Source organism: Spirochaetota bacterium (genome assembly GCA_040756435.1).
Classification (GTDB): Bacteria; Spirochaetota; UBA4802; order UBA4802; family UB4802; genus UBA4802.
Window position 1 is genome coordinate 1 of sequence record JBFLZD010000052.1, and the last position, 23,697, is coordinate 23,697.

24 protein-coding genes are annotated in these 23,697 nt (G+C 39.8%); 4 read left to right on the top strand and 20 right to left on the bottom strand.

Annotation, left to right across the window (positions count from 1 at the left end):
- Positions 1 to 72: 72 nt before the first annotated feature.
- From AB1444_12980 to rbr, 3 genes are all read left to right on the top strand, one after another.
- On the top strand, positions 73 to 450 hold the full coding sequence (locus AB1444_12980) for a desulfoferrodoxin (protein ID MEW6527561.1): 378 nt from the start codon (positions 73 to 75) through the stop codon (positions 448 to 450).
- Positions 451 to 520: 70 nt separating this feature from the next.
- A complete protein-coding gene (locus AB1444_12985) occupies positions 521 to 1,018 on the top strand; it encodes a ferritin (GenBank protein MEW6527562.1) in 498 nt (165 codons plus the stop codon).
- Between the two features lie 27 nt (positions 1,019 to 1,045).
- On the top strand, positions 1,046 to 1,624 hold the full coding sequence (rbr, locus tag AB1444_12990) for a rubrerythrin (GenBank protein MEW6527563.1): 579 nt from the start codon (positions 1,046 to 1,048) through the stop codon (positions 1,622 to 1,624).
- A gap of 451 nt (positions 1,625 to 2,075) precedes the next feature.
- Here the strand turns inward: rbr and AB1444_12995 are convergent, their stop codons facing one another.
- Entirely contained in the window at positions 2,076 to 2,843 is a 768-nt protein-coding gene (locus AB1444_12995; protein ID MEW6527564.1) for an enoyl-CoA hydratase-related protein, read from the bottom strand.
- Positions 2,844 to 3,162: 319 nt separating this feature from the next.
- On the opposite strand from AB1444_12995, the gene AB1444_13000 reads away from it, so the two are divergent.
- Positions 3,163 to 5,310, top strand: coding sequence for a sulfatase (locus AB1444_13000; GenBank protein MEW6527565.1), 2,148 nt, complete (start codon positions 3,163 to 3,165; stop codon positions 5,308 to 5,310).
- Between the two features lie 84 nt (positions 5,311 to 5,394).
- Here the strand turns inward: AB1444_13000 and AB1444_13005 are convergent, their stop codons facing one another.
- From AB1444_13005 to AB1444_13095, 19 genes are all read right to left on the bottom strand, one after another.
- Positions 5,395 to 5,802 carry a MaoC family dehydratase gene (locus AB1444_13005; protein ID MEW6527566.1) on the bottom strand — a complete coding sequence of 136 codons (408 nt, stop codon included), beginning with the start codon at positions 5,800 to 5,802 and terminating at the stop codon, positions 5,395 to 5,397.
- Between the two features lie 2 nt (positions 5,803 to 5,804).
- Complete coding sequence (locus AB1444_13010; GenBank protein MEW6527567.1) at positions 5,805 to 6,242, bottom strand: MaoC family dehydratase N-terminal domain-containing protein; 438 nt, start codon at positions 6,240 to 6,242, stop codon at positions 5,805 to 5,807.
- Positions 6,243 to 6,259: 17 nt separating this feature from the next.
- Complete coding sequence (locus AB1444_13015) at positions 6,260 to 7,429, bottom strand: acyl-CoA dehydrogenase family protein (GenBank protein MEW6527568.1); 1,170 nt, start codon at positions 7,427 to 7,429, stop codon at positions 6,260 to 6,262.
- A 27-nt stretch (positions 7,430 to 7,456) separates the two neighbouring features.
- Positions 7,457 to 8,605, bottom strand: coding sequence for an acyl-CoA dehydrogenase family protein (locus AB1444_13020; protein ID MEW6527569.1), 1,149 nt, complete (start codon positions 8,603 to 8,605; stop codon positions 7,457 to 7,459).
- Positions 8,605 to 9,219, bottom strand: a complete 615-nt coding sequence (locus AB1444_13025; GenBank protein MEW6527570.1) for a TetR family transcriptional regulator C-terminal domain-containing protein — start codon at positions 9,217 to 9,219, stop codon at positions 8,605 to 8,607. Before AB1444_13025 ends, AB1444_13020 begins: the two co-directional genes overlap by 1 nt.
- 54 nt (positions 9,220 to 9,273) lie before the next feature.
- A complete protein-coding gene (locus AB1444_13030) occupies positions 9,274 to 10,062 on the bottom strand; it encodes a hypothetical protein (protein ID MEW6527571.1) in 789 nt (262 codons plus the stop codon).
- Positions 10,063 to 10,064: 2 nt separating this feature from the next.
- A complete protein-coding gene (locus tag AB1444_13035; protein ID MEW6527572.1) occupies positions 10,065 to 10,529 on the bottom strand; it encodes a Zn-ribbon domain-containing OB-fold protein in 465 nt (154 codons plus the stop codon).
- Positions 10,530 to 10,538: 9 nt separating this feature from the next.
- Positions 10,539 to 11,702 (bottom strand): thiolase family protein, encoded by a 1,164-nt coding sequence (locus AB1444_13040; protein ID MEW6527573.1) that lies wholly within the window; start codon positions 11,700 to 11,702, stop codon positions 10,539 to 10,541.
- Between the two features lie 9 nt (positions 11,703 to 11,711).
- Positions 11,712 to 12,851, bottom strand: coding sequence for a thiolase family protein (locus tag AB1444_13045; protein ID MEW6527574.1), 1,140 nt, complete (start codon positions 12,849 to 12,851; stop codon positions 11,712 to 11,714).
- Positions 12,852 to 12,861: 10 nt separating this feature from the next.
- The gene (locus AB1444_13050; protein ID MEW6527575.1) at positions 12,862 to 13,374 is read right to left on the bottom strand and encodes a Zn-ribbon domain-containing OB-fold protein; all 513 of its coding nucleotides are present in this window, start codon (positions 13,372 to 13,374) and stop codon (positions 12,862 to 12,864) included.
- Positions 13,334 to 14,101, bottom strand: coding sequence for a CoA-transferase (locus AB1444_13055; protein MEW6527576.1), 768 nt, complete (start codon positions 14,099 to 14,101; stop codon positions 13,334 to 13,336). The genes AB1444_13050 and AB1444_13055 overlap by 41 nt, the downstream gene beginning before the upstream one ends.
- A gap of 10 nt (positions 14,102 to 14,111) precedes the next feature.
- The gene (locus AB1444_13060; GenBank protein MEW6527577.1) at positions 14,112 to 15,128 is read right to left on the bottom strand and encodes a CoA-transferase; all 1,017 of its coding nucleotides are present in this window, start codon (positions 15,126 to 15,128) and stop codon (positions 14,112 to 14,114) included.
- A gap of 74 nt (positions 15,129 to 15,202) precedes the next feature.
- Positions 15,203 to 17,029, bottom strand: coding sequence for a long-chain fatty acid--CoA ligase (locus AB1444_13065; GenBank protein MEW6527578.1), 1,827 nt, complete (start codon positions 17,027 to 17,029; stop codon positions 15,203 to 15,205).
- An 18-nt stretch (positions 17,030 to 17,047) separates the two neighbouring features.
- On the bottom strand, positions 17,048 to 17,827 hold the full coding sequence (locus AB1444_13070; GenBank protein MEW6527579.1) for an enoyl-CoA hydratase-related protein: 780 nt from the start codon (positions 17,825 to 17,827) through the stop codon (positions 17,048 to 17,050).
- A 91-nt stretch (positions 17,828 to 17,918) separates the two neighbouring features.
- Positions 17,919 to 19,343, bottom strand: coding sequence for a 3-keto-5-aminohexanoate cleavage protein (locus AB1444_13075; protein ID MEW6527580.1), 1,425 nt, complete (start codon positions 19,341 to 19,343; stop codon positions 17,919 to 17,921).
- A 12-nt stretch (positions 19,344 to 19,355) separates the two neighbouring features.
- Entirely contained in the window at positions 19,356 to 20,537 is a 1,182-nt protein-coding gene (locus tag AB1444_13080; GenBank protein MEW6527581.1) for an SCP2 sterol-binding domain-containing protein, read from the bottom strand.
- A gap of 9 nt (positions 20,538 to 20,546) precedes the next feature.
- The gene (locus tag AB1444_13085; protein ID MEW6527582.1) at positions 20,547 to 21,743 is read right to left on the bottom strand and encodes a thiolase family protein; all 1,197 of its coding nucleotides are present in this window, start codon (positions 21,741 to 21,743) and stop codon (positions 20,547 to 20,549) included.
- Between the two features lie 13 nt (positions 21,744 to 21,756).
- A complete protein-coding gene (locus AB1444_13090) occupies positions 21,757 to 22,902 on the bottom strand; it encodes a thiolase family protein (protein MEW6527583.1) in 1,146 nt (381 codons plus the stop codon).
- 56 nt (positions 22,903 to 22,958) lie between these two features.
- Positions 22,959 to 23,507, bottom strand: coding sequence for a PHP domain-containing protein (locus tag AB1444_13095; protein MEW6527584.1), 549 nt, complete (start codon positions 23,505 to 23,507; stop codon positions 22,959 to 22,961).
- Between the last annotated feature and the right edge of the window lie 190 nt (positions 23,508 to 23,697).

Sequence of the window (23,697 nt, forward strand, 5' to 3'; positions counted from 1 at the left end):
AATAAGGAGAATGATTAAGTTTTTGGATTGATTAGCAAACAAAACTATTTTTATTAAAGGAGGATATGAATTATGGCTACAAAGCAATTAGAAGTGTATAAATGCGATATTTGTGGCAATATCGTTGAGGTGCTTCATGAAGGCAAAGGCGAGCTAGTATGCTGCGGTCAGCCCATGAAATTGCAGGTTGAAAACACTGTTGATGCTTCAAAAGAAAAACATGTACCAGCCGTTGAGAAAACTGCTGAAGGCATAAAGGTACAGGTTGGTAGTGTTGAACACCCCATGGAAGAAAAGCATTACATTGAATGGATACAGCTTATAGCTGGCGGCAAAGCATATCGGCAATTCTTAAAACCCGGGGAAAAGCCTGTTGCAGTATTTAAAGTAGATGCCCAAAGCTTCACAGTACGTGAATATTGTAACTTACACGGATTGTGGAAAGCATAGTTTATATAATAAATTACTAATTGAAGCGTAGTAAACATTAATTCTATTTTTAAGGGTGAGGAAATAGCATATGGTACTATCGAAAAAGATGGAAGAGGCACTCAATAAGCAAATTAATGCCGAGCTATATTCAGCATACCTCTATTTATCTATGGCAGCATATTTTGAATCTACTAATCTATCAGGCTTTGCCCACTGGATGGAATTGCAAGCTGAAGAAGAAAAACAACATGCAATGAAACTATATCATTACATAGTTGAACGTGGAGGTCGTATAGTTTTAGATGCTATTCAAAAACCACAATCTGAATGGAAATCACCATTAGATGTGTTTGAAGCTGTCTATGCACATGAACAGCATGTGACATCGCTTATATATAATTTGGCTGATATAGCCCGCCAGGAAAAGGATTATGCTACTGAGGTTATGCTACACTGGTTTATCAAAGAACAGGTAGAAGAAGAATCCAACGCAAGTAGCATACTTGAGCGCATAAAGATGGTAAAAGATTCTGTTAACGGAATTCTTCAGTATGATAAGATACTGGGAAAACGTGGTTCAGAATAATTAAAATTTCTTAGGGAGGTAAATACTATGGCAAAAAGTGTAAAAGGCACAAGAACTGAAAAAAATTTACTTGCAGCATTTGCAGGTGAATCTCAGGCACGGACACGGTATGACTATTTTGCTTCCGTTGCTAAAAAGGAAGGCTATGAGCAGATAGCTGCTATCTTTCAAGAGACCGCTCTTAACGAAAAGGAACATGCCAAACGTTTCTTCAGCTTTTTAGAAGGCGGCATGGTTGAGATACAGGCCAGTTACCCTGCTGGCGTTATTGGCACCACTGTGGAAAATTTAAAGGCTGCCGCAGCAGGCGAAAATGAAGAGCACACAAAACTGTATCCTGAAGCAGCAAAAATTGCTGAAGAAGAAGGATTTCCTGAAATAGCTTTTCTTTTTAGAAAAGTTGCCGAAGTGGAAAAGCATCATGAACAGCGCTACCTTGATTTAATGAAAAATATTCAAGATGGCACAGTGTTTAAAAAGGACAAAAAGGTACAGTGGAAGTGCCGCAATTGTGGTTATATTCATGAAGGTGAATCTGCACTTGACAAATGCCCAACCTGTCTGCATCCACAGAGTTACTTTGAATTGCTGTGCGATAATTATTAAAATTATTATATACCACAAAATATGGGGGTGTCCCAAAAGGCGTCTCTTTGCAATGACTTTTCCCCTCCTGTCATTGCGAGGAACGAAGTGACGAAGCAATCTTGTCTTCTGTGGTATTTAGATTGCTTCGCTTCGACAAGCTCAGCACAGGCGCTACGCTCGCAATGACTTTGCACCCGCGTCATTGAGAACTCCACGGATTGTTTTGGGACACCCCTTTGTAATGATTTTTGCCTTCCTGTCATTGCGAGGAACAAAGTGACGAAGCAATCCCTCTCGTAGCGAATACCACAGGCATGTGGCAATCTATGTATTCATTGAGATTGCTTTGCTTCAACAAGCTCAGAGCAGGCGCTGCACTCACAATGACTTTACACTTGCGTCATTGTGAGCCTCTCAGTTTGTTTTCATACAGCCCCTTTGTATCAAAATGACCACATTACTATAGTAACTATCGCCCCTTAAAAACGGGCTCACGCTTTTGTGCAAATGCCATGAATCCTTCTGCAGCATCTTCGGTTTTTGCTAGCATCTCTGAACATTCTCTATCAACTTTTAATCCTTCTTCTATCCCTTTTTCAATGCCTGTTATCATCCCTTTAAGGATGCTTTGTACTGCTAACGGAGCCTTTTTAGCCAATTGATTTGCATATTCCATTGTTTCCTGTTTAAATGTATCAGCAGAAAAAACCTTATCAACAAGTCCAATATGTAATGCCTCATACGGCAAAAGTCTTTTACCCATAAGGATTAAATCAAGTGCTTTGCTCTTACCTAAAAGTCGTGCCATACGCTGTATCCCACCCCATCCGGGGGTAATTCCAAGGTTTATTTCAGGGCATCCTATCACAGCCTTTGGTGCATCAATCATGAATCTGAAATGACATGCTAACGCTAATTCACAACCACCACCCAATGCATATCCATTTATTGCAGCAATGATTGGTTTTTTGAATCTATCAATTCGGTTAAATAACTCTATGGCATCCGGTCCATTATGCAGATTTGCTACATCCGAAACATCCATGCCCGCACAAAATCCTTTATCACCAGCACCTGTAATAATTAAGACGCGCATATCATTATTGTTTTCACATTGGGTTAACGCTTGGTCAAGCTCCACTCGCATTTGCATATTTATTGAATTAGCTGGTGGTCGGTTAAGTGTTAACGTTGCCACATAATTGTTAATTTCAAGAATAACAGTATCACCACCCATAATTTCAAACCTCCTCATGTACGTTTATATTATTTATATAAATATCTCGCTACATTTGTTATAGACAGTATATTATTTTCAACACTTTTTGTATTACATTATTTATAATCTTATAGCATATCACCAGCTATTATTTTTTTAAAATGTACTCCATAAGCTATAAACATGCAATACGAGCAAAGGTATGAATAGCTGCAATGTATTTAATTTACTTTTAATGTATATTGAAGATAAAATTATTAAAATTTTTACTTGATATATACACATATTACTTCAACAACGTTGTAAGAACTTACATCCAAGCCGTGCGAGGCCAGTTGTGGTGAAAAAAATCATACTAAAAATTGCATCATATAAAAACGTATTCATGCCAGGATTGCTTGTATCTGGTGCTTTATTTCTTTATGCCATTTTTTTCAACTTGTCATTTTCGTATATGGGCAATACCAGTACTGACGTTGTATATTTCATCCTCAGTCGGTATACGTTTTTAATAGTATCGTACTTTTTAAAAATAATACTGATTTATGCCTGTGTAGGGATAATACTCAGTATTTTCTTTAGCCACGGTATACGGCAGGTTTTGAGGCTGTTCAATAAAAAAGTTAACGACAAACATCTCTTCTACTCTACGGCAATTTTAACATTTGCTATTATTTTTCTTCAGCTTTGCAAAAGTATTATAGTATATCCACAATTATATCAGGAAACCATATTCAATAAAAATGCTGTATACAACTATTTCCAGATAGCTCTTACAAATAACCTTTCACCTGCTTTCATTGAAACAATACAGATATTTATTCTTGCTCCCTTTATAGTAGCACTGATACTGCCTGTACTTGATTATATAGCAAAACATAGAAGTGATATCATCGACATATTGATTATGTTATTTAATAGATGGAAATTTGTTGCAACTGCTCTTTTTATCATTGTAATTGGACTGATAGTTACTGTTACAGGAACTATCTCACATAACACCACCCATGAAAAGCCAAATATTATTATTTTAGCTTCCGATGCATTGCGACCTGATCATTTCAGCGGATTTGGTTATCACCGAACAACAACACCAAATATTGACACACTGATTGCACAAGGATCCACCTGTAACAATGTTTATACGGTGGTGCCACGAACGTTCCCTGCCTGGGTGAGTATTTTAACATCACAACTTCCCGCCCGGCATGGTATTGGCCATATGTTCCCAACGGCACGTTCACGAAAGAGGGAATTTGTTACCCTGGCAACAGTATTAAAAGAATATGGTTATCGCACCAGTGTGGTTGGAGATTTTGCCGCTGATATTTTTCCCCGCATTAACGTAGGCTTTGATGTTGTGAAAGCGCCAACGTTTAACATGCGTGTCATGATAAAACAGATACTACTGAAAAACCACACATTTCTTTTGCCATTATTAACCAATAGAATTGGATTTAAACTTTTTCCCGAAATACGCGAATTTGCCGAATTTGCCGACCCACAGTTTGTTATAGATGATATTAAATCTGAAATCAGCAAAAGCATTCATGCAAAAAAGCCATTTTTCATCACAACTTTTTTTTCAATTACACATTTTCCATATCCCGCCTGTTATCCATACTACAATTATTTTACCAATACTTCATATAATGGGCCTTTTAAATATTCTATAAATAGGATGGTTTCCCTGGATAGCACAGGCATAGCAAAAGAATATGAGCCTTCATTACAGGAGATTGAACATATCCGTGCGCTCTACGATGGATGCCTGTATGCATTTGATGAAGCTGTGGGCACCATAATTCGGTATCTTAAAGATAAAAACATTTACGATAATACGATTATACTCATTGTATCCGATCATGGCGAAAACCTTTATGAGTATGAATACGGGATGGGGCATGGTGAGCATCTGCGTGGTAAATATAGCCTGGTAATACCCTGTATTTTTTCTGGACCTGGTATCCCCTATAAAAAATACACAGCGGTAAGAAGTGCAATAGATATTGCACCAACCATTCTTGATTTGCTACATATTCAAAAACCACAATCCTTTGAGGGAACTTCCCTTTTTAAAAATCACAACCGTAATTTTGATGCATATTGTGAAACGGGAATATGGTTTGATAATACCGGAAAATTTTTCTTCCAGAAAAAAAGAATACTATACCCTGACATTACCGGTATATCAACCATTGATTTTGATCACAACGACGAGATTACTGTAACACCATACTACGACAACCTGATAATCACTGCAAAGCATCGCAGTATCCTTGCAAATAATCTAAAGCTTATTTATATGCCCACACATTATGGTATTGAATATGAATTGTACAATATAGCCCAGGACCCTGAAGAGCGAAACAATATATATAAAACATCACCGCAGGCAAATAGTATGAAACAAAAGCTGTTTTCATTATTTATTAATGATAGGAATATAAAAATATATAATAATTATTGTATACCTGTAGAATAGCCATGGTATATATATATTCTGCAGGCGCAATTTGTTTATTACGCCTGCAGCTAAAAATAAACTAAAAAAATGTCACATTGTATACTACACTTCTACTTCTGCCTGAACCTTTGTTAATACTTCAATGCCATCCTGATTTTTTACTGTAACAGCAAGTGTTGCTCTGTCTTTCTGCATTTCGGTTACCGTTCCTTCAATAGTCAGTGTATCTCCCATACGTACAGGAGATGCAAATCTGCATTTTAACTTTTTCAATCGTCCAGGGTCACTAACCCACGTGGTAATTGCATCAGCGGTAAATCCTAATGTGCATAAACCCTGCAATATGGCACCACCAAGACCCACCATTTTGCCAAACTCAGCATCAATATGAATGGGATTAAAATCACCTGATGCCCCTGCATAGTAGATGGCTCTATATTTATCAACTTCCTGATTTACCTTGAAACTATCGCCAACACTTATTGTTTTGTGTGAATTCATTGTTTTCATAACTATTTCCTCACCACAAAAGTATAAATTCCCTTACATACATCTTTCTTTTCCTGATTTCTGGTCATTATTTCAATTGCAATAACATCTAATTTTTCCTTATTTTCAATATTTACTATTTTTGCATCCGAATACAGCACATCACCCGATTTCACCACATTATAAAACTCAAACTCCTGCTCCCCATGGACAAGCATTGCCAAATTAAGGTTAAGTTCATTATCAAAAAATATAGGTTCAATGAGTTTAGCCCCAAACACAACTGCAAATGTTGGAGGAGCAACAATGGCCCTGTATTTTGATTGTGCAGCAAATTCATCATCTAAAAAATACGGGTTTGTGCTTTTAATAGCTTTTGCAAATTCCTTTACCTTCTCTTTGCCAACCTCATAAACCATTGTTGGCCACGTCTTGCCGATATACTTTTTGTCAATAGCCATAGTGTCACCCCCTTACATTAACTTCCATATTTCTGCAATAGGTCACGAGCAATAAGGATCCTCTGAATTTCAGATGTCCCCTCACCTATCTCGCCCAACTTGGCGTCACGGTATAGACGCTCAACAGGAAAATCTTTAATATATCCGTAGCCACCATGTATCTGCAGAGCCCAACTTGAAATTTGCGTTGCTGCTTCACTTGCAAATAATTTTGCACATGAAGCAAGTATAGCGGCTTCAGGATTATTCGTTTGCTTGGCCCATGCTGCTTTATAAATTAAAAGACGTGAAAGGTCGGTAAGTATCATCATATCAGCCAATTTAAATGAAACCTCTTGATACCGGTTTATTGGCTTACCAAAAGCTTTACGTTCAGCTGAATATTTCACCGCTTCTTCCATGCACGCCATGGCAACACCCAATGAAACTGTTGCCATGCCAATTCTTCCAAATTCCAATGTCTGCATTGCCTGAATAAAGCCTTTACCAACTTCCCCTAACACTGCATCTTCACCAACTTCACAATCCTCTAAGAATACCTCTGATGTTGGCGAGCCACGGTAACCTAACTTTTCAAATGGCTTTCCTGTTGAAAACCCTGGTGTCCCTTTATCAACAAGAAATGCTGTAACTCCATTTGCAGGTCCTGCGTCTTTATCATTATAAGCCATGACCAAACATACATCAGCAATGGGAGCATTGGTAATAAACGTTTTGGTTCCGTTTAAAATCCATTTGTCGCCTTTCTTTTTTGCAGTGGTGGCGATAGCGACTGCGTCTGATCCAGCCTGCGGCTCAGTTAAACCAAAGCTTCCAATGAGCTCTCCCGATATAATCCCTGGTAAATATTTTTCCTTTTGCTTTTTGGATCCAAAAAGCCGTATAGGCATACCGCATAAACCACAGCTTGCACCAACTGACAAGAATGTAGCCGCACAGGCTTTTGCCACCTCTTCACCCGCAATGGCAAAATTTATAAGATCCTGATTTGTTCCACCAAATTCTTCTTCGTGAATCATACCTAAATAGCCTAAATCGCCCAGTTTCTTAATGTTCCTCTTTAAGATCTCAACAGATTTTTCATCACCAATATCAAGCAATGTTGCATGTGGCTTTATTTCATTTTCACAGAATTTTTTAAAGTTTTCCTTTATTGATTTCTGTATATCGTTTAATTCATAATTCATTTTTTTACCTCCTAATATGCCACCAGATTATAATGCCAGCAATCGGGATATAATCAATCGCTGTACTTCAGAAGTTCCACCACCTATCTGAGCCAATTTTGCATCACGGAGCATTCGTTCCACAGGATATTCATGAATATATCCATACCCGCCAAAAATTTGAACAGCTTCAGAAGCAACCTTAAAACCCCAGTCACCAACAAATGCTTTTGCAATGGACGCCTGTAGATGATTGATTGGATATCCTGCATCTTTCAATGATGCAACGCGGTATACTGCCAGTCGTGCTGCTTCAAGCACTACCTTCATATCAGCCAATTTATGCTGAATAGCCTGAAAGCTTTTAATGGGTTTGTCAAATTGTACACGCTCGCATGCATATTTTGCACACTGCTCTATCATGAACTGCATTCCCCCAATAAATGGCGCAAGTAATGCACTCCGGTCCCATTCGAGTGTCTGGTGCGCATACATAAAACCTTCGCCTATATTACCCAGTAGGTTTTCTTCAGGTACTTCACAATCTTCAAAAAACACTTCCGAAGTAGTGGATGCTCTGACCCCCATTTTATGGAATGGCTTTCCGGTAGAAAAACCTTTAAAATCCTTTTCTACTATGAATGCTGATATCCCAGCATGTTTTTTTGATTTATCCACAGTGGCATATACAACGCATACATTTGCAACAGGTGCATTGGTGATGAATGTCTTGGATCCATTGAGTATCCACCTATCACCTTTTTTAACTGCAGTTGTTTGCAGTGACGCTGCATCTGAACCTGCACCTGGCTCAGTAAGTCCCATACAACCAATCCATTCACCGCTGGCTAATTTTGGTACATATTTTCTTCTCTGTTCTTCATTGCCATGTTTAAACAATGTATCAGTACATAAATAGGTATGTGCCCCTAATGCAAGCATATGGCCACTATCAACACCTGCATGCCCCAACGCTTCTCCAGCAAGGCAACATGTTACTACATCGGCTCCCTGACCACCATATTCTTCAGGAAATGGCAAACCTAAAAGCCCCATAGCCCCCAACTTCTTCCATATTTCAAAAGAAAACTCTGATTTTAAATCAGCTTCTTCACACAGGGGAACAATTTCATTTTTTGCATATTTATATATTGTATCCCTGAATAAAAGCTGCTCCTCACTGAACCCAAATTCCATCATTGACCTCCTTTGTTAAGTATTGTTTCAATTATTTGATTTTTTATTTTATGTGCATAATGCGCATAATCAAATGCATCAGGATCAATAACATATTGGATAATAAGTCCCTGAACCATGGAAACAATCATGGTAGCGGTATACCTTACATCTATGTTATTGAATTTTCCCAGCTCAATACCTTCATTTAAAATTTCTGAACATACATCACGATAGCTTGTATATAGTTTCTGAATAGCAGTGCGCATCCGTTCATTATGGTTCAGTTGTGTCCAGAAATCCAGAAGCACATAAAAATAATTTTTTTCCTGCATTACCAGGTTGCATGCTCGTTCTATAAATGCAGCTAATCGGTCAATAGGGTCTGATAGGTGTTCAAGATCCTGCTGCAGTGATGCGCGGATGTTACGATTTATCTCCCTGAGTAAATTTAACAGCAGGTCCTGTTTATTTTTAAAATAATAGTGGATCAACCCTGTTGACATACCTGCTTCCTGGGCAATATCCTTTATTGTGAAATTGTAATATCCCTTTTTACTCACCACATTGTACGTGGCTGAGGTAAGCTGTGCACGCCGTATATCAAAAATGTCAGAGCGTTCCTTAATTTTCATTTGAATCTCCATCCATATGATTGAATGTCCAATCAATAGTATCAAAAATCATTACTACATTATCCTTATCAAAGAATTATAATCATGAATACTTATTGATTCTTTGGCTTTCTGCTCCTGTAGTCTTGTGGTTCCACCCATTAAAATTCCCTTTGAATTCACCGTATATATTTCAGGAATATCAAATAACAAAAGGCTTATGTCATCATATTCTTTACTGTCCAAATTCCCAACATTATCAATAATATGTGTTATAGCATCCATCAATGTAACATCTAACATATCATCAAGTACAATGCCACAATGTCTGATAATATCGTGGAAACCGTCACTATACAAAATAATCCGCACTTGATCTTGCAGTTGTATACAATCAACAGAACCAATTTGTTTGCTTCTCCCAGCAAAATTCATGTTGACTGACGTTTTGTACACCAGACTCTTATTCTGCCTGTTATATACTTGTAATGAACTATCGCCACCATGTGCAATAAATGCTCTTGAAAAAGACCCAAGTTTTTCAAGTGCAATCAAACTTAGAGTTGATTTCAAATGATATTCCTGATTGGCATATATACCGTTCAAATAGCTTAACCACTCATCACTGCTTTGCGGAATTGTATGCAGACCATTGACAATATTTGAAAGCAGTAAGCGTGAACCGTGAGGGAAGCGCTCCGTTGCATCCGCAACCGCAAACACTTTATGATCAAGATCTAACAGCAAACTATCACCATTACCATAGCCACAGCGCACTTTATCAGTACCGGTGATAAGTACCATGGCAAACGCTCCATCGGCTATCACCGCCCTCACATCATTATGTAATTCAATAATGCTCATACTCAATCAATGACCCTGAAATACAGTATATCTTTAATGGTGCCTTTCTTTTCATCTGAAAATACAGGTTCAACCCGTGCACCAATTTTTACTTTTGATTCATCATGAACATCAATATAGTGCTGAAATAATGTATCAGCACCATCTAACTTTATAAATCCATAGCCGTAAGGGATGGGTTTTTGTGTTCCCGTTTCAGGATCAATAAATGCAAATCGTAAAATAGTAAATGTCCCTATTGTCCCTTTTGGTCCAACTTCAACAAATTCTTTCATCTCAACAAAGCAGTCACCGCACACTCTTCTGGGTGGCACATAGACTTTTTTACACTTTGGGCATTGCACTCCTAAAAATTTTCTATTATTCTTCAGCTCATAAAAAAATTTGCTTCCATACATTCCAACTGAATAATTAAACGGTTGTACAGCTTTCCCCGATTCAATAATTATATATTCAATGTTTTCCATTGTATCCTCCTACAGATTGGGTTTCTTTTTGCCATGAAGTAACATATCTGTCCACATACAGCCACCAAAACCTGTACTTACAGCAAAGTTGACATCGGGCACCTGCCGTGCTTCTGCCTTGCCCATAACCTGCAATGCAGCTTCTGCGCAGCGTATTAAACCAGTGGCACCAATAGGATTACACGCAATAACCCCACCCGAGGGATTAATAGGAAGCTCACCTCCCATATCGGTTGCACCGCTCCATATGTATTCTGCTCCCTTACCGCGTGGAACAATTCCCATATCCTCAATCCAGATTATGCCAGCAAACGAATACGGCTGATACATCTCTATGACATCAATTTGTTTTCGTGGTTCAGTAATACCACACTTTTTGAACAAATCCCGTGAAGCTTCAGCCATACTGTCAAGCTCACCCCAGTTTACATCGCCTAAATATGTGTATTTATGCCTGTTTGCCGTTGCCCATATCCAGTCGGGTGTGGATGTTATCTTTTCTGCATAATCTTCGCTTGCCATAATCACTGCGCATGCACCATCAGTACGGGGACATACATCAAGAAGATGAATGGGGTCAGCAAGCATTGGTGATGCTAAAACCTCTTCCAGTGTGACCTCTTTTCTAAGTTGGGCATACGGATTGTTGCAGGCATGCTTGCGGTCGCGCACTGAAACCCGCGCTCCATCCCTATCAGTAGCTCCATATTTTGCCATGTAACTTTGTGCCTCAACGGCAAGTCCGGAGATAGCTCCTGCAAAAACTAACCTGTCCCATACCGGGTCAAATGCAGTGGTGATAGCCCCTGTAGTATCTGACTCAGAATTTTTTTCCCATCCAATGATTAAAACCTTATCAAACATTCCTGATGCAACAAAATGGTATCCACCTATTGCCAGAGTACTACCCGTTGTCCCGCCAGTAGTTAATTTTATAACCGGTTTATGATATCCACCCGAACCATCGATACTCCAGCAATCAACGTAATTGATACCTTCAAAATGGTCCATGTTGCCAATGATAATGGCATCGATATTTTTTATGGATAGATCAGCATCCTCCAGTGCTCTAGTAACCGCTTCATATATTAATTCCCGGCCACTAACATCAGGTCTGTGGCTTTTATGATGAGTCTGACCGGTTCCAACAATTGCAACTCTTCGCTTTGCCATAATTGCCTCCTATTTTTCTTTATCAAGAACCCATACGCAATGGGATTGTCCACATAATCCATTGACACCATGGGCAACACCCCGTTTTGCGTTAACCTGCCGCCCACCTGCTTCACCACGCAATTGCAGTACAACCTCAGCAATTCGGTACAAACCTGCTGCTATCACCGGATGGCCACTTAACAATCCACCTGATGGATTCACCGGCAGCTTTCCATCTCGGTCAAATATGCCTTTTTCAAGCAATGTACCTGCTTTGCCATATTCTGCCAATCCCAACCCTTCAAGCCACATAAGTTCCTGATAGGTAAAAGCATCATATAGTTCAGCCACATTAATTTCTTTCTGCGGATTTGTTATACCAGCCATTGAATACGCTTTCTTTGCAGCTTCTTCCAGGGCTTTAGCTTTTGATAAATCTCTATCGCCCATAAAATATGCATCAGAGCAAAATGCAACACCCTTAATCCATACTGGCTTAGCTTTAACCTTTTTCACAAAATCAGCATTGGCTATAATGATTGCACAGCATCCATCGGAAACCGGCGAGCAATCTAATTTATGCAAAGGATCAGCTATCATTTCCGAACTCAACACATCATTTACCGTGATATCCATTGGCAACTGTGCATAGGGATTATCCTTTGCATTTTTATGATTTTTGCATGAAACCAGAGCAAGCTGTTCTGAAGTTGTTCCGGTGGCATGCATATATGCCTGTGCTTGCATTGCACAAGCCGAGATCATATCCATCCCAAGGCTACGTTCATATATTGGATCAAATGCTGCATTAGTAATGATGCTTGAAATGCTTTCAGAACCTTTGCTGTGTGCAGTTACCAGCGTTGTTTTATAATCACCACTCAATGTACGTGCCAGTGCATATGCGGCTCCAAATGTTCCATCGCCTTCTACTGCCGAGCAGTTTTTATATCTAACACCACTTGCATCACCAACCGCCATACATGATATTGTCCTTCCATCCCAGAAATCACTTGATGTAGTGATAACATTATCAATATCATCAATTCCAATGCCGGCATCATGTAATGCTTTGTTAACGGCTTCCCAGGCCAGGTCAGCATATGTTTCACCAACCTTATTTTTTTCTATTGTGGTCATACCAACACCAATTATTGCAGCTTCCATTTCTATCCTCCTATTTTACCGGCCTGAAGTGAGAAATGGCATGTATAGAAGCATTCTTTTCATCAGAAAAGACAGCTTCTACTTCCATTCCTATTGAAATCTTTTCAGGTTCAATTCCTTCAATATAATGCAACATTGCATTGTCTGAACCTGCAAGCTGTATGAGCCCATAGGCAACAGGCACATTTTTCTTTAATGCTGCAAGTTTCCTGTAAACAACGGTATAGGTAATCACTTTCCCTTTTGGCCCAACCTCTTTCCAGTTTTTTGTATCTACATAGCAAAATGGGCATGTTTTCTTTGGAGGGCAGAATACCTTGCCACACTGAGGGCACTCAGTCCCCAGTATTTTTTTCTCATCACGGAGGGTTATGAAAAATTTTGATGCTGTTTCCCCTGCCCACCATTGATACGGAACACTAATTTGACTTTTATACACCTGTGGTTCAATTCCATTAAAGATATCTTCCATAACTATCTCCTTATCTTCCAATGATATACCGGTGCGGATCAACCTCTTCACGTAAAATCCTGAGTTCATCATCCGTTGGTGGTTTTGTGTCCTCAATCTTCTTTGCCCACTTTAACTCAAATCCACAATTGTCCTGCACATCTTTACGGCTGTATCCCGGATTTATAGAAAGCACTGTCATCCACTTGGTTTCATCATCAAAGCCCATAACTGCCATATTGGTAATAATACGGTAGGGACCGGTGCCCTCGGGCAAACCTGCTTCATAGCGGCTTCGTCCACCGTGGAGATAACCCGGAGAAGTTATAAAATCCAATTTATCAGTAAACCTGCGCGCATCCTGTACTGTCATCATCATCGTGCGCCAGCACAGTGAGGCTAAATCATTGGCACCACCGGAACCAGGGAAGCGTACTTTGGGCTTTTCATAATCATCGCCAATCATTGTGGAATTGATATTGCCATACATGTCTATCTGTGCACCACCCAAAAAGGTATAATCAACCATGCCACGCTGACAGGTTTCCATGACCTCTGGCATTGAGCTTGCCATAATTGCTTTATGAAACGTACGTGAATCTCCAACCGAAATGGGCATGGTGGGTAATATGGGTGCAACGCCACCAGCCTCAAACATGATACACAAATTGGGTGAATAAAGTTTTTGCGCTAACATTGCTGCGGCACACGGGGCCCCTGTTCCCACAACAACTGTCGCCCCATCCTCTAAATTTCGTGCTGCTACACATATCATTAATTCCATTGGATTGTATTCCATGGCCATCCTCCTACTTATTGTTTATGAGATACTCAATGGCACGTAGCTTTTTCATCTTTTCTATCCCACCATTTATGTTGAGATAGTCATAAAAATTATCCACCCCATAAATCTGTTCCTGTAAAAACTTCTCTAACTCCTTTGGGTCCTTTTCCACTTTAAGCCAAGTTTTTAAATGCTCTTCATCACTGAAGTACTCATATGGCATATTGCCTGGATAGCTGCCATACGGAACCTCAATAACCGCATCAACACACCAGAATGGGATAACTGTTTTTTCAGGTTCCCGGCGTATTTCATCATGCGGAATAATACGCTCAGCAGTTATCACCACTCGCTTGGAAGCTTTTGCTAAATCAAAGTCCGACACCGATGCTCCATACACCCTGCAGTTTCCATAGATATCTGCTTCGTGCACATGAATGGCGGCAAAGTCAGGGAACAGTGCAGGCATGGCTGCATACTTCTTGCCGGTAAATGGGCAGGTTATCACTTTAGCAGCACTCTGCCCAAAAGTATCGGTACCCAGTATATTGCGTGTTGGAATAAATGAAATTCCCATGGCTGCAGCTTTTAATCGCCATGACAATGAGGCGTTGGTCCATTCGGTAAGTTTGATTTTGCCACTTTCAACAGCACGGCGGGCATTGGGCGATAGGCCTCGCGCTTCCAAGCCTATAATGTATGCCACATCACAGCGTTCAATACACTCACCCGCCACCAGTACCTGAAAATCGTGGGTTGATGTGTGCCCGGCAAAGCCTAAATGTTTTTTCCGCTGGCGCACTATCTCATGAATGATAGCGGTTGGGATACGGTTTGCGCCAAAACCACCGATAGCAATGTAATCACCATCTTTAATCATATCCCGCACCACATCCTTAACATTAGCCAGCTTTGGCTTCATGGAACGTGATTTATTCCTGAAAAAAGCACGTGCATGATCGGGATCCGGATCAGTAAATAATTCATTTTTACCGGATAAAAGTTCTTCTCTCATATCACTATCGTGTACACTCATTGCCATAGTTTCCTCCTTTAGTAAATTAAACATCAAAACATTATAATGTTGGTTGAACATACAATCAAATATAATCGTTTTTAAGCAACTTGTACAGTTTTCGCATCCTCCTCATACAGTGAGTCAATGATGGGTTTATACTTTTCCTGAACAACCTTACGTTTCACTTTCAGTGTTGCAGTTAGTTCTCCAGTTTCTTTTGAAAATTCACTTCTTATTATCCCTACCTTTTTGACTGTTTCATACCGTGCTAACTTTTGATTGCACTTCTCAATGTGTTCTTCCACTATCTTCTGGAACTGTTCATTTTCTAGCAGATCATTAAAACTTGTAAATGAAATGCCTTTTTCCCTTGCAACATGTTCAGCCTGCTCCTGGCTGATATTAACCAGTGCTGTTAAATATTTTCGCTTATCACCAATAACTATCGCTTGTGTAAACAATGGATCTGACTTAATAAGATTTTCAATCTTCTGCGGTGCTACATTTTTACCGCCTGATGTAATAATCAAATCTTTCTTTCTGTCAGTAATCATCAAAAATCCTGCATCATCAAATACACCAATATCGCCACTCATAAAATAGCCATCAGGGGTAAACGATTCTTTAGTTTCTTCAGGCATCTTCCAGTATCCTTTAAACACATTGTCACCTTTTATAAGGATCTCGCCATCATCAGCTATTTTAATATCAACACCCGGTAAAGGCCTCCCTACTGTTCCAATTCGGTAATCAGCAATATTACTCATGGTAGCCGGTGCACAGCATTCGGTCATGCCATAGCCTTCTATAACCATAATGCCTGCCGAGTTAAAGAACAAAATTATTTCTCGCGCGGTTGGAGCGCCTGATGCTGTCATCCAGCGAACTCTGCCACCCAATGCGTTTTGTAATTTCTTAAATATGATAGCATACGCTATTTTATATTTTAATTTCAGCAATAATCCTGGTTTCTTCTTCTGTTCACGCAAGGTGCTTATCTTATTACCAACTTTCTGTCCCCAGTAAAATACTTTTTGTTTGAATGGAGACTGTTCCTGAACCTGAGAAATAATCCGCTGGTAAACCTTTTCCAGTACGCGGGGTACAGCCAGCACCACCGTTGGCCGTTTTTCCTGAATGTCCTGTAAGATAGTATCTAAACTTTCTGCATACGATGCAGTGATACCCACATACATTCCGTAAAAATGCCCAGCTATTCTTTCAAACACATGACTCAATGGCAAAAATGGAACTGTCTGATCAGTATCATACGCATAATGTGGCTCAATTTTGTGCAATGCCATGACTACAGCCATAATGTTTTTATGGGTAATCATTGCGCCCTTTGGCACACCCGTTGTCCCGGAAGTATAGACTATTGTTGCAAGGTCATCCTGTGTTACTGCATCTGCCAGTTCTTTAAATTTACCAGGATTAGCATCATACAATTTTTTGCCACTTTCAAGTAATTCAGCAAAGCTCATTACTAGCGGATTTGCACCAACCCCTTCCATATCAATTACTATAATCTTTTGCAATCCCGGATAACGTTTTGCAGTGTATAATCCCTTTTTTAATTGTAGATTGTTTTCCACAACCATAAACTTTGATTCCGAATGGGAAACAATATACTCAACCTCTTCATCTATCAATGTGGGATAGATAGGCACTATACATCCTCCAGCACCCAATACACCCATATCAGTGTACAGCCACTCTAATCTATTTTCCGATAGCAATGAAACCCTATCGCCTTTTTTGAGCCCCATATCATACAATGCCAGTCCAACATATGCAGCGCGTTTATAATAATCTTCCCATGAGGCACTTTCCCACCTGCCTTTTAATTTCTTCTCAATTGCTATTCGTGGTCCATATTTTTTAGCTCTATTCTCAAAAACCTGATTAATTGTTTTTTCTTCCATAACATCCTCCAAATTATATTAACAATGCTTGAATTGGGGTTTTCGTTTTTCTAAAAACGCCTCAATCCCTTCTTTTTTGTCATGTGTCTCTGCAATCTTTCCAAACAATGTGCTTTCAAGCTTCAAACCTTCTTCAAGGCTTAGTTTGCTTCCTTTCATCACTGCTTCCACAATAGCCCTTACTGCCACCTGTCCTTTTTTTGCAATTGATGACGCAATTTTTAAACCTTCTTCCATTAACGTTTCTGCCGGGTATACTCTGTTAACAAGTCCAATCCGCAATGCTTCATCCATAGTGATAAACATTCCAGTTAGCATTATCTCCAGTGCTTTTGCATTTCCTAATAGCCTGGCACTACGTTGTGTGCCTCCAAATGCGGGGATTATTCCCAGCATAATCTCGGGTAAGCCCATCTGCACATTTGTGGCTGCTATACGCATGTGGCATGCTAATGCTATCTCCATACCACCACCAAGGCACAATCCATTTATAAGTGCAATAACAGGTTTAGGCGATAGTTCACATAAAGAAACTATTGCCTGTGCCCTGCTTGTTATCTCCACTCCTTTTTCATAGGTATCCACTTCCTTAACTGCATTGACATCAGCACCAACAACAAATGTAGAACCTTTGCCCGTTAACACAATGACGTGAACACCATTATCCTGCATCAGTTGTTTCATAACACTTTCAAACTGTTCCATAGTTTCCGTATCAAGTGCATTCAACGGTGGATTATCAAAATACACAACTGCCACGTTTTCTTTTTCCATCTGATAGTAACATTTATTACCCATACAAATAACCTCTAATGGTAAATGAATGCAAAACGGATTGTTAGTACACCCCTGCAGGAGTTGACCCGGCAGGGATGTACTATTACAATAACTATCGCTTACGCAAACCCATAATTTCACGTGCTTCATCAGGTGTAGCAGGTTCTCTGCCTAAGGATTCAGCTATACGTACTGCCCATTCAACCTGCTCATAGCTTCCCTTAGCCAATTCACCATTAGGTACTCGGATATTATCTTCAAGACCAACACGCATATGCCCACCAACAAGACACGACATAGTAATTGCAGGAAACTGCTCAATTCCAACTCCACACGTGGTGAAATTAGAATCCTCGGGCAAAGCATTTTTTAAAACCATAAACATATCCGGCCTGAATGACATACCACCGGCCACACCCCATACAAAGTTGAAGTTATATGGTTTTGTAAAGAATCCCTGTTTTGAAATTAAAAGCCAGTTATCAAGGCCTCCAAGGTCATACACTTCAACTTCTGGTTTTACCCCATTTTCTTCCATTGCTTTGCCAAAATCCTGCAGCATGGTGAACGTATTTTCAAAGACAAAATCTATAAATATCTTACCCGTCTTACGATCTATGATGCTGAAATTCATGGTATTGGTATTGAGTGAAGCCATTTCTGGTTTCACATATACTATCTGGCTAATACGCTGCTCAGCTGTTTTACCCATACCTACTGCAGAACTCAAGTTAACAATTATATCCGGGCACTTTTCTTTGATTGCATCATGCGTATCTTTAATGCGTTTATGGTCATGAGTTGGCATACCATTGTCTTCTCGGGCATGGACATGAACCATTGCAGCACCTGCTTTATAGCATTTGTAAGCTTCTTCTGCAAATTCCTGTGGAGTGTAAGGAACTGACGGCGTCTGATTTTTCATTGTTGCAGCTCCGGCCAGTGCTGCGGTGATAATGACTTTTTTGGACATAGCTTTCCTCCTTTCTTTTAATAATTTTTCCTCTTCGGAAATTACTGGCTCCTCCCCTTTTGCACCTGAAGGTTTACGTTCAGACACAAATGCTTTTTCAGGTTTCTTAGGTGCAAAATGAGAAATATCTAAAATTGTATTTGTGGGTGAAGATGAAAATACTGCTTCAACCTTCATTCCTATTTTTACTTCTTCAGGTGCTATCCCATCAAGAATGTGAACAATAGGTGTATCAGCACCATCAAGCTTAATAAGTGCCATCACAAAAGGTGCTTTCTTTGGAAGATGTTTGTCATCGTAGCGTACAACCGTGAAATTTACAACCTCGCCAGATGGCTGCACCTCCACCCAGTTGTCCCGTATATCGGTAAGATCACGCTCACATGTCTGGCGTGGTGGCAGATATACTTTGTTACACACAGGACATTTCACACCCATGATTTTTTTCTTGTCACGGAGTGTGGTAATAAAGGTACTACCCACTCTTCCAGCAAAATAACTATAGGGTAATGCTAACTTTCCTTCAACTATAAAACAATCTTTCCTGTCATAATCAAGTGCCATAGCATTCCTCCATCACTCATCAATCTCAAAATATTTGATATCAAAGATGCTTCCAGTACGGTGTTCATTCCACACCGGGCGTACACGTGTACCTGAAACATCATCTTTACCGCCTTTTATCCTGTCTATCTGGTCCCTGCGGATTAAATGCGCAAATGTGTCGTTACCCTGACAACCATCTAACAATATGTTTGCCATTCCATACGGCGTTTCCCGTGTTTCGCCTGTTAATGGATCAGGGCTGGCATAATATACATATTCCATATAACGGACCTGACCCTTTGGACCAACTTCAACCCATTCATCCACACGAACACGGCATTCTGCACATACTTCTCGTGCGGGCAATTGGATTCGCCCGCATTTGGGGCATTTATTGCCAAGGATCTTCTTTTCTTTCAGTGCATTCAAAAATTTTCCCATTACAGGTCCAGTTGAAAACTTCTGATCAACAGAAATTATCTTTTTCAGTACAATGAGTTCCTGTTCTGGTGTACCGCTAGCCATTGGGTCCTGATACTTTCCAAATATCTCACCTAACTTCAATGCCAGCTGCGTTTCACCAACTATAGCTGCCTTCCCTGCAGATAGCAGTGAAAACGCATCAACCTTACCCAACATCACATCCACCCAATCTTTAGCTTCCTGAACCTCCAGTTTAACGGTAAACTTTTCTGCTCGTTCTTCTTTTAATTCGCACTTCCCATCTTTAATGTATGCCGTCCACACACCACCATCAGCACCACCTATATCATACACAATGACAGCCTCCTGTGGGGCATTCTGCGGCTGAAAACGAGAAACAAGAGTACCAAACATATCCAGAATATAATCCCGAGTGGACATGGCAGCTTTCTTTGGTACATACTTTTTAAACATCTTTGCAGTCTTCCCAAATTGTCCAAAATCCCCCTCAATTTTTACCTTACCAGAAGTAAAGGCATTTGCCGCATCAACCTTGCCAATATTAATCCCAACAAATGTCTCTCCATCGCATACCATCACTGCAGCACAATCGCTTAAATCATCTGTTTTAATGACTTCAAGCAATCCTTCAGATACAATGATTTTCCATTTACCGTCACCAGTAATATCATATCCAAACTTTGCAGTAACACCTTTTGCACCTTCCGGTCTGAATCGATCGTTCATTGTATCAAATATATCTTCTACTTTAACACCCCAGTATTCCATATAACCCTCCTACCAGCTTAATTCTTTTTCTAGCATCATCAAAACAGTCCACATGGTACCACCAAATCCAGAAGCTAAGGCATGCTTAACTTCTTTTGGAATTTGATGTGCACCTGCATCGCCTCTAACCTGCAACGCTGCTTCAGCAACCCGCAATAATGCAGTGGCACCTATAGGATTTGTAGCAATAACTCCTCCTGAAGGATTGATTGGCATTGAACCGCCGATCATGATCTCCTTATTTTCTACCAAACGAAGATGTTCATCACCTTTCAGGAAGAAGAAGTCTCTCAACCAATCCAGTCCCCACCATGCAGCAGGATCATACATTTCAAACACATCGAAATATTCCAGTGGGTTCTTAATATCATTACGTTTGAAGAGTTGCTCTGCAGCAAATTTATGAGTCTTCAACACAGGAAAATCCTTGTGATAGCCAAATATATTGAATGTTTCTTCACGATGAATAGTAATGTGATCCCGTATCCATACAGGTTTTTTCGATAGTTCCTTAGCCTTTTTCTCGCAGGCAAATATTACTGCACAGGCACCATCCGACTGTGAACACATATGTATAAGCCTTAGCTCACCAACAAGCTGTGGTGACGTATTCATCAAAGTTTCAACCTGATCAAAATCCAGACCAAATGCTCTGTGTGCATTAGGATTTAAACATGCATGCTTATCCATGACAATACGATACATCATTGCAGCACGTTTTGCTCTGTCTTCACCAAATTCCTGAATGACATCGTAAGCAGTAGAACCTGTTAATGCACCGGTCTGCAGATTCCTGAACCATAGGGGATCGGCCATATTGGTGATACCACCTGTTGTATGGCCTTCCTGCAGTTTTTCAAATCCAATAGCCATAACGATATCATACATTCCTGACGCAACCAGATTGTCACTGGCACACGCTAACGTTGTACCCACTGTTCCACCAGTCGTTATTCTGATGCTGTCCTTTCCATACGCTCCTGTTCCCAGCACATGCCATAAATCCGGCTGGTGAATCATCTCAAATAGTTCCATATTACCATGCACTATGCAGTCAATATCCTTGATGCTTAAATTAGCATCTTTAAGAGCAGCAGATACTGCTTCATGAATCATCTCAGGCTGATTGACATCCTCTCTATGGCTTGAATGTTTAGTCTGTCCAACACCTATAATTGCAACATTTCTGTTCTTTTTATGTGCCATGGTCACCCCTCCTTTACACTTCAAAAATCACAACAGCCTGGTGTTGACCGGCCGCACCATAGGTGCTCTGTGCCAATGCACGTTTTGCACCCTTAACCTGACGTTTACCAGCTTCACCTCTGAGCTGATAAAAGCACTCGATAGCTCTGGCAGCACCACCCAGAAGCAATGGATTGCCGTTTAACATGCCTCCAGACATATTGACATTGAATTCATCCATGCCACCATCATCAATCCACTTCCCACCATTGCCTTCTTTAGCCAGTCCAATGCCTTCAGCCCACATTGGCAACTGGTATGCCGCATGGTCACACAATTCAAAAAGTTGAATATCTTTTTTAACGTCCTTGATTCCTGCTTTCTTCAATGCTCTTTCTGTAGCATTTTTAAGCGAAAAGTTTGATGTTAAATCCTTATCCCCCAAAAAATAACTATCCATACAGCTTGCATAGCCGGTTATCCACACGGGCTTATCTGTAAATTCTTTTACACGTTCTTCACTACACAGCAACATGCCAAAAGCCCAATCAGTTGCTGGATAATAATGCAGTTGCCGTAGAGGATCTGCTAATAAAGGCGACTTCATAACATCTTCTTCTTTTATTGCTTCATTTTCACGTGCAAAGGGATTTCCCTTAGCTTTTTGCCTTGAACGTACTACAATTTTGGCTAAATGTTTTTCGGTTACTCCTGATTTTTCCATATATGCCCGTGCCTGTAAGGCATTCACATTGACAAAATCCATCCCCAGCGGCCTGCAATAAAATGGATCAAATGCTAGATTTGTACACATATTACGGCTTTCCGTCTGCGACTCCTTCATATGTCCCATATAAAGAATCACATCATCATGCCCTGAAAGTATGCTTGCAATAGCATACCCCAAACCATTAAGGCTTTCCTGTGCCATCTTCTCTTCACCCCTGAAATGTGCTCCTACAACATCCGTCATGCCGTTATTTGATATTGTACGTGCATCCCATACATCATCAGAACAAGTAATAACAGTACGTATTCCCTTTTCCATGTCAAAACTAACTTTAGTTTGCTGCATAATACCCTCAAAGCATTCCAAAAGCATATTCTGGAAACGCGCGTACCACAAATTGGGGTCATTCTTAATCTGAGCAACAGCACAGATAGCAACTCGTTTCTGCATACCCTATGAACCTCCCTTTTAAAAGATTTTATGGTAAATCCTAATTATAGCCAAAGCTAACAATAACAGTTCCAGAAATCACCATGCTTAATAGCTTTTAATATTGAATCCTTATCCCTTTTTGCATCCAGTTCAATCCATGCCCTGCCAATGCCTATAGCTGTGTGAGCATCATCAGACACAATCGAAGGATGTGGAAATGTCATTTCGTCAAAACGTTTAACTTTAAAACCTTTGCTGGTTATTTCCATTGCATCAATGGTGAACATGTTTTGAAGATCATAAAGCCTATCCATAATCTGTTCTATATCAAGGTCATACTCAGGCAGATGATTGAATATATGAAGCAACTGATTATCACCAAATATCCTGTTTACATGGATATATCCTTTCAAGAAAACAGTCATTTCAATACCTGCAAAAATAATCATATTTGATTTAACATTACTATAAATTTCATCATAACCAGGCTTTAAAAGGTAATCATGATCGGTAAAAGCTATAAAATCGTAACCTTTTTCTTCATAACGCAAAGCTACCTGCTGAGGTGTAAGCGTCCCATCAGAACATGTGGTATGCGTATGTAGGCACCCTTTCAAAAGCATCGTATTATATAATTTAAGTAATTTTTTAAACTATTGAATGAATGTCCAACCAATATTTTGATAAAAAAATAATAATTTGAAGTATCATTTAATTTATTGGACATCCAATCAATTTGCAAATTAATTAATATAATACAATATGTCAATAATTTTTTAAAAAAATTTTTTCTTTTTTCCCTGCACTTTTCAT

Excerpts from the sequence above, each read along its gene's own strand:
- AB1444_12980 (MEW6527561.1), top strand. The coding sequence starts at position 73 with ATGGCTACAAAGCAATTAGAAGTGTATAAATGCGATATTTGTGGCAAT.
- AB1444_12985 (MEW6527562.1), top strand. The coding sequence starts at position 521 with ATGGTACTATCGAAAAAGATGGAAGAGGCACTCAATAAGCAAATTAAT.
- rbr (MEW6527563.1), top strand. The coding sequence starts at position 1,046 with ATGGCAAAAAGTGTAAAAGGCACAAGAACTGAAAAAAATTTACTTGCA.
- AB1444_12995 (MEW6527564.1), bottom strand. The coding sequence starts at position 2,843 with ATGGGTGGTGATACTGTTATTCTTGAAATTAACAATTATGTGGCAACG.
- AB1444_13005 (MEW6527566.1), bottom strand. The coding sequence starts at position 5,802 with ATGAAAACAATGAATTCACACAAAACAATAAGTGTTGGCGATAGTTTC.
- AB1444_13010 (MEW6527567.1), bottom strand. The coding sequence starts at position 6,242 with ATGGCTATTGACAAAAAGTATATCGGCAAGACGTGGCCAACAATGGTT.
- AB1444_13015 (MEW6527568.1), bottom strand. The coding sequence starts at position 7,429 with ATGAATTATGAATTAAACGATATACAGAAATCAATAAAGGAAAACTTT.
- AB1444_13020 (MEW6527569.1), bottom strand. The coding sequence starts at position 8,605 with ATGGAATTTGGGTTCAGTGAGGAGCAGCTTTTATTCAGGGATACAATA.
- AB1444_13025 (MEW6527570.1), bottom strand. The coding sequence starts at position 9,219 with ATGAAAATTAAGGAACGCTCTGACATTTTTGATATACGGCGTGCACAG.
- AB1444_13030 (MEW6527571.1), bottom strand. The coding sequence starts at position 10,062 with ATGAGCATTATTGAATTACATAATGATGTGAGGGCGGTGATAGCCGAT.
- AB1444_13035 (MEW6527572.1), bottom strand. The coding sequence starts at position 10,529 with ATGGAAAACATTGAATATATAATTATTGAATCGGGGAAAGCTGTACAA.
- AB1444_13040 (MEW6527573.1), bottom strand. The coding sequence starts at position 11,702 with ATGGCAAAGCGAAGAGTTGCAATTGTTGGAACCGGTCAGACTCATCAT.
- AB1444_13045 (MEW6527574.1), bottom strand. The coding sequence starts at position 12,851 with ATGGAAGCTGCAATAATTGGTGTTGGTATGACCACAATAGAAAAAAAT.
- AB1444_13055 (MEW6527576.1), bottom strand. The coding sequence starts at position 14,101 with ATGGAATACAATCCAATGGAATTAATGATATGTGTAGCAGCACGAAAT.
- AB1444_13060 (MEW6527577.1), bottom strand. The coding sequence starts at position 15,128 with ATGGCAATGAGTGTACACGATAGTGATATGAGAGAAGAACTTTTATCC.
- AB1444_13065 (MEW6527578.1), bottom strand. The coding sequence starts at position 17,029 with ATGGAAGAAAAAACAATTAATCAGGTTTTTGAGAATAGAGCTAAAAAA.
- AB1444_13070 (MEW6527579.1), bottom strand. The coding sequence starts at position 17,827 with ATGGGTAATAAATGTTACTATCAGATGGAAAAAGAAAACGTGGCAGTT.
- AB1444_13075 (MEW6527580.1), bottom strand. The coding sequence starts at position 19,343 with ATGGCACTTGATTATGACAGGAAAGATTGTTTTATAGTTGAAGGAAAG.
- AB1444_13080 (MEW6527581.1), bottom strand. The coding sequence starts at position 20,537 with ATGGAATACTGGGGTGTTAAAGTAGAAGATATATTTGATACAATGAAC.
- AB1444_13085 (MEW6527582.1), bottom strand. The coding sequence starts at position 21,743 with ATGGCACATAAAAAGAACAGAAATGTTGCAATTATAGGTGTTGGACAG.
- AB1444_13090 (MEW6527583.1), bottom strand. The coding sequence starts at position 22,902 with ATGCAGAAACGAGTTGCTATCTGTGCTGTTGCTCAGATTAAGAATGAC.
- AB1444_13095 (MEW6527584.1), bottom strand. The coding sequence starts at position 23,507 with ATGCTTTTGAAAGGGTGCCTACATACGCATACCACATGTTCTGATGGG.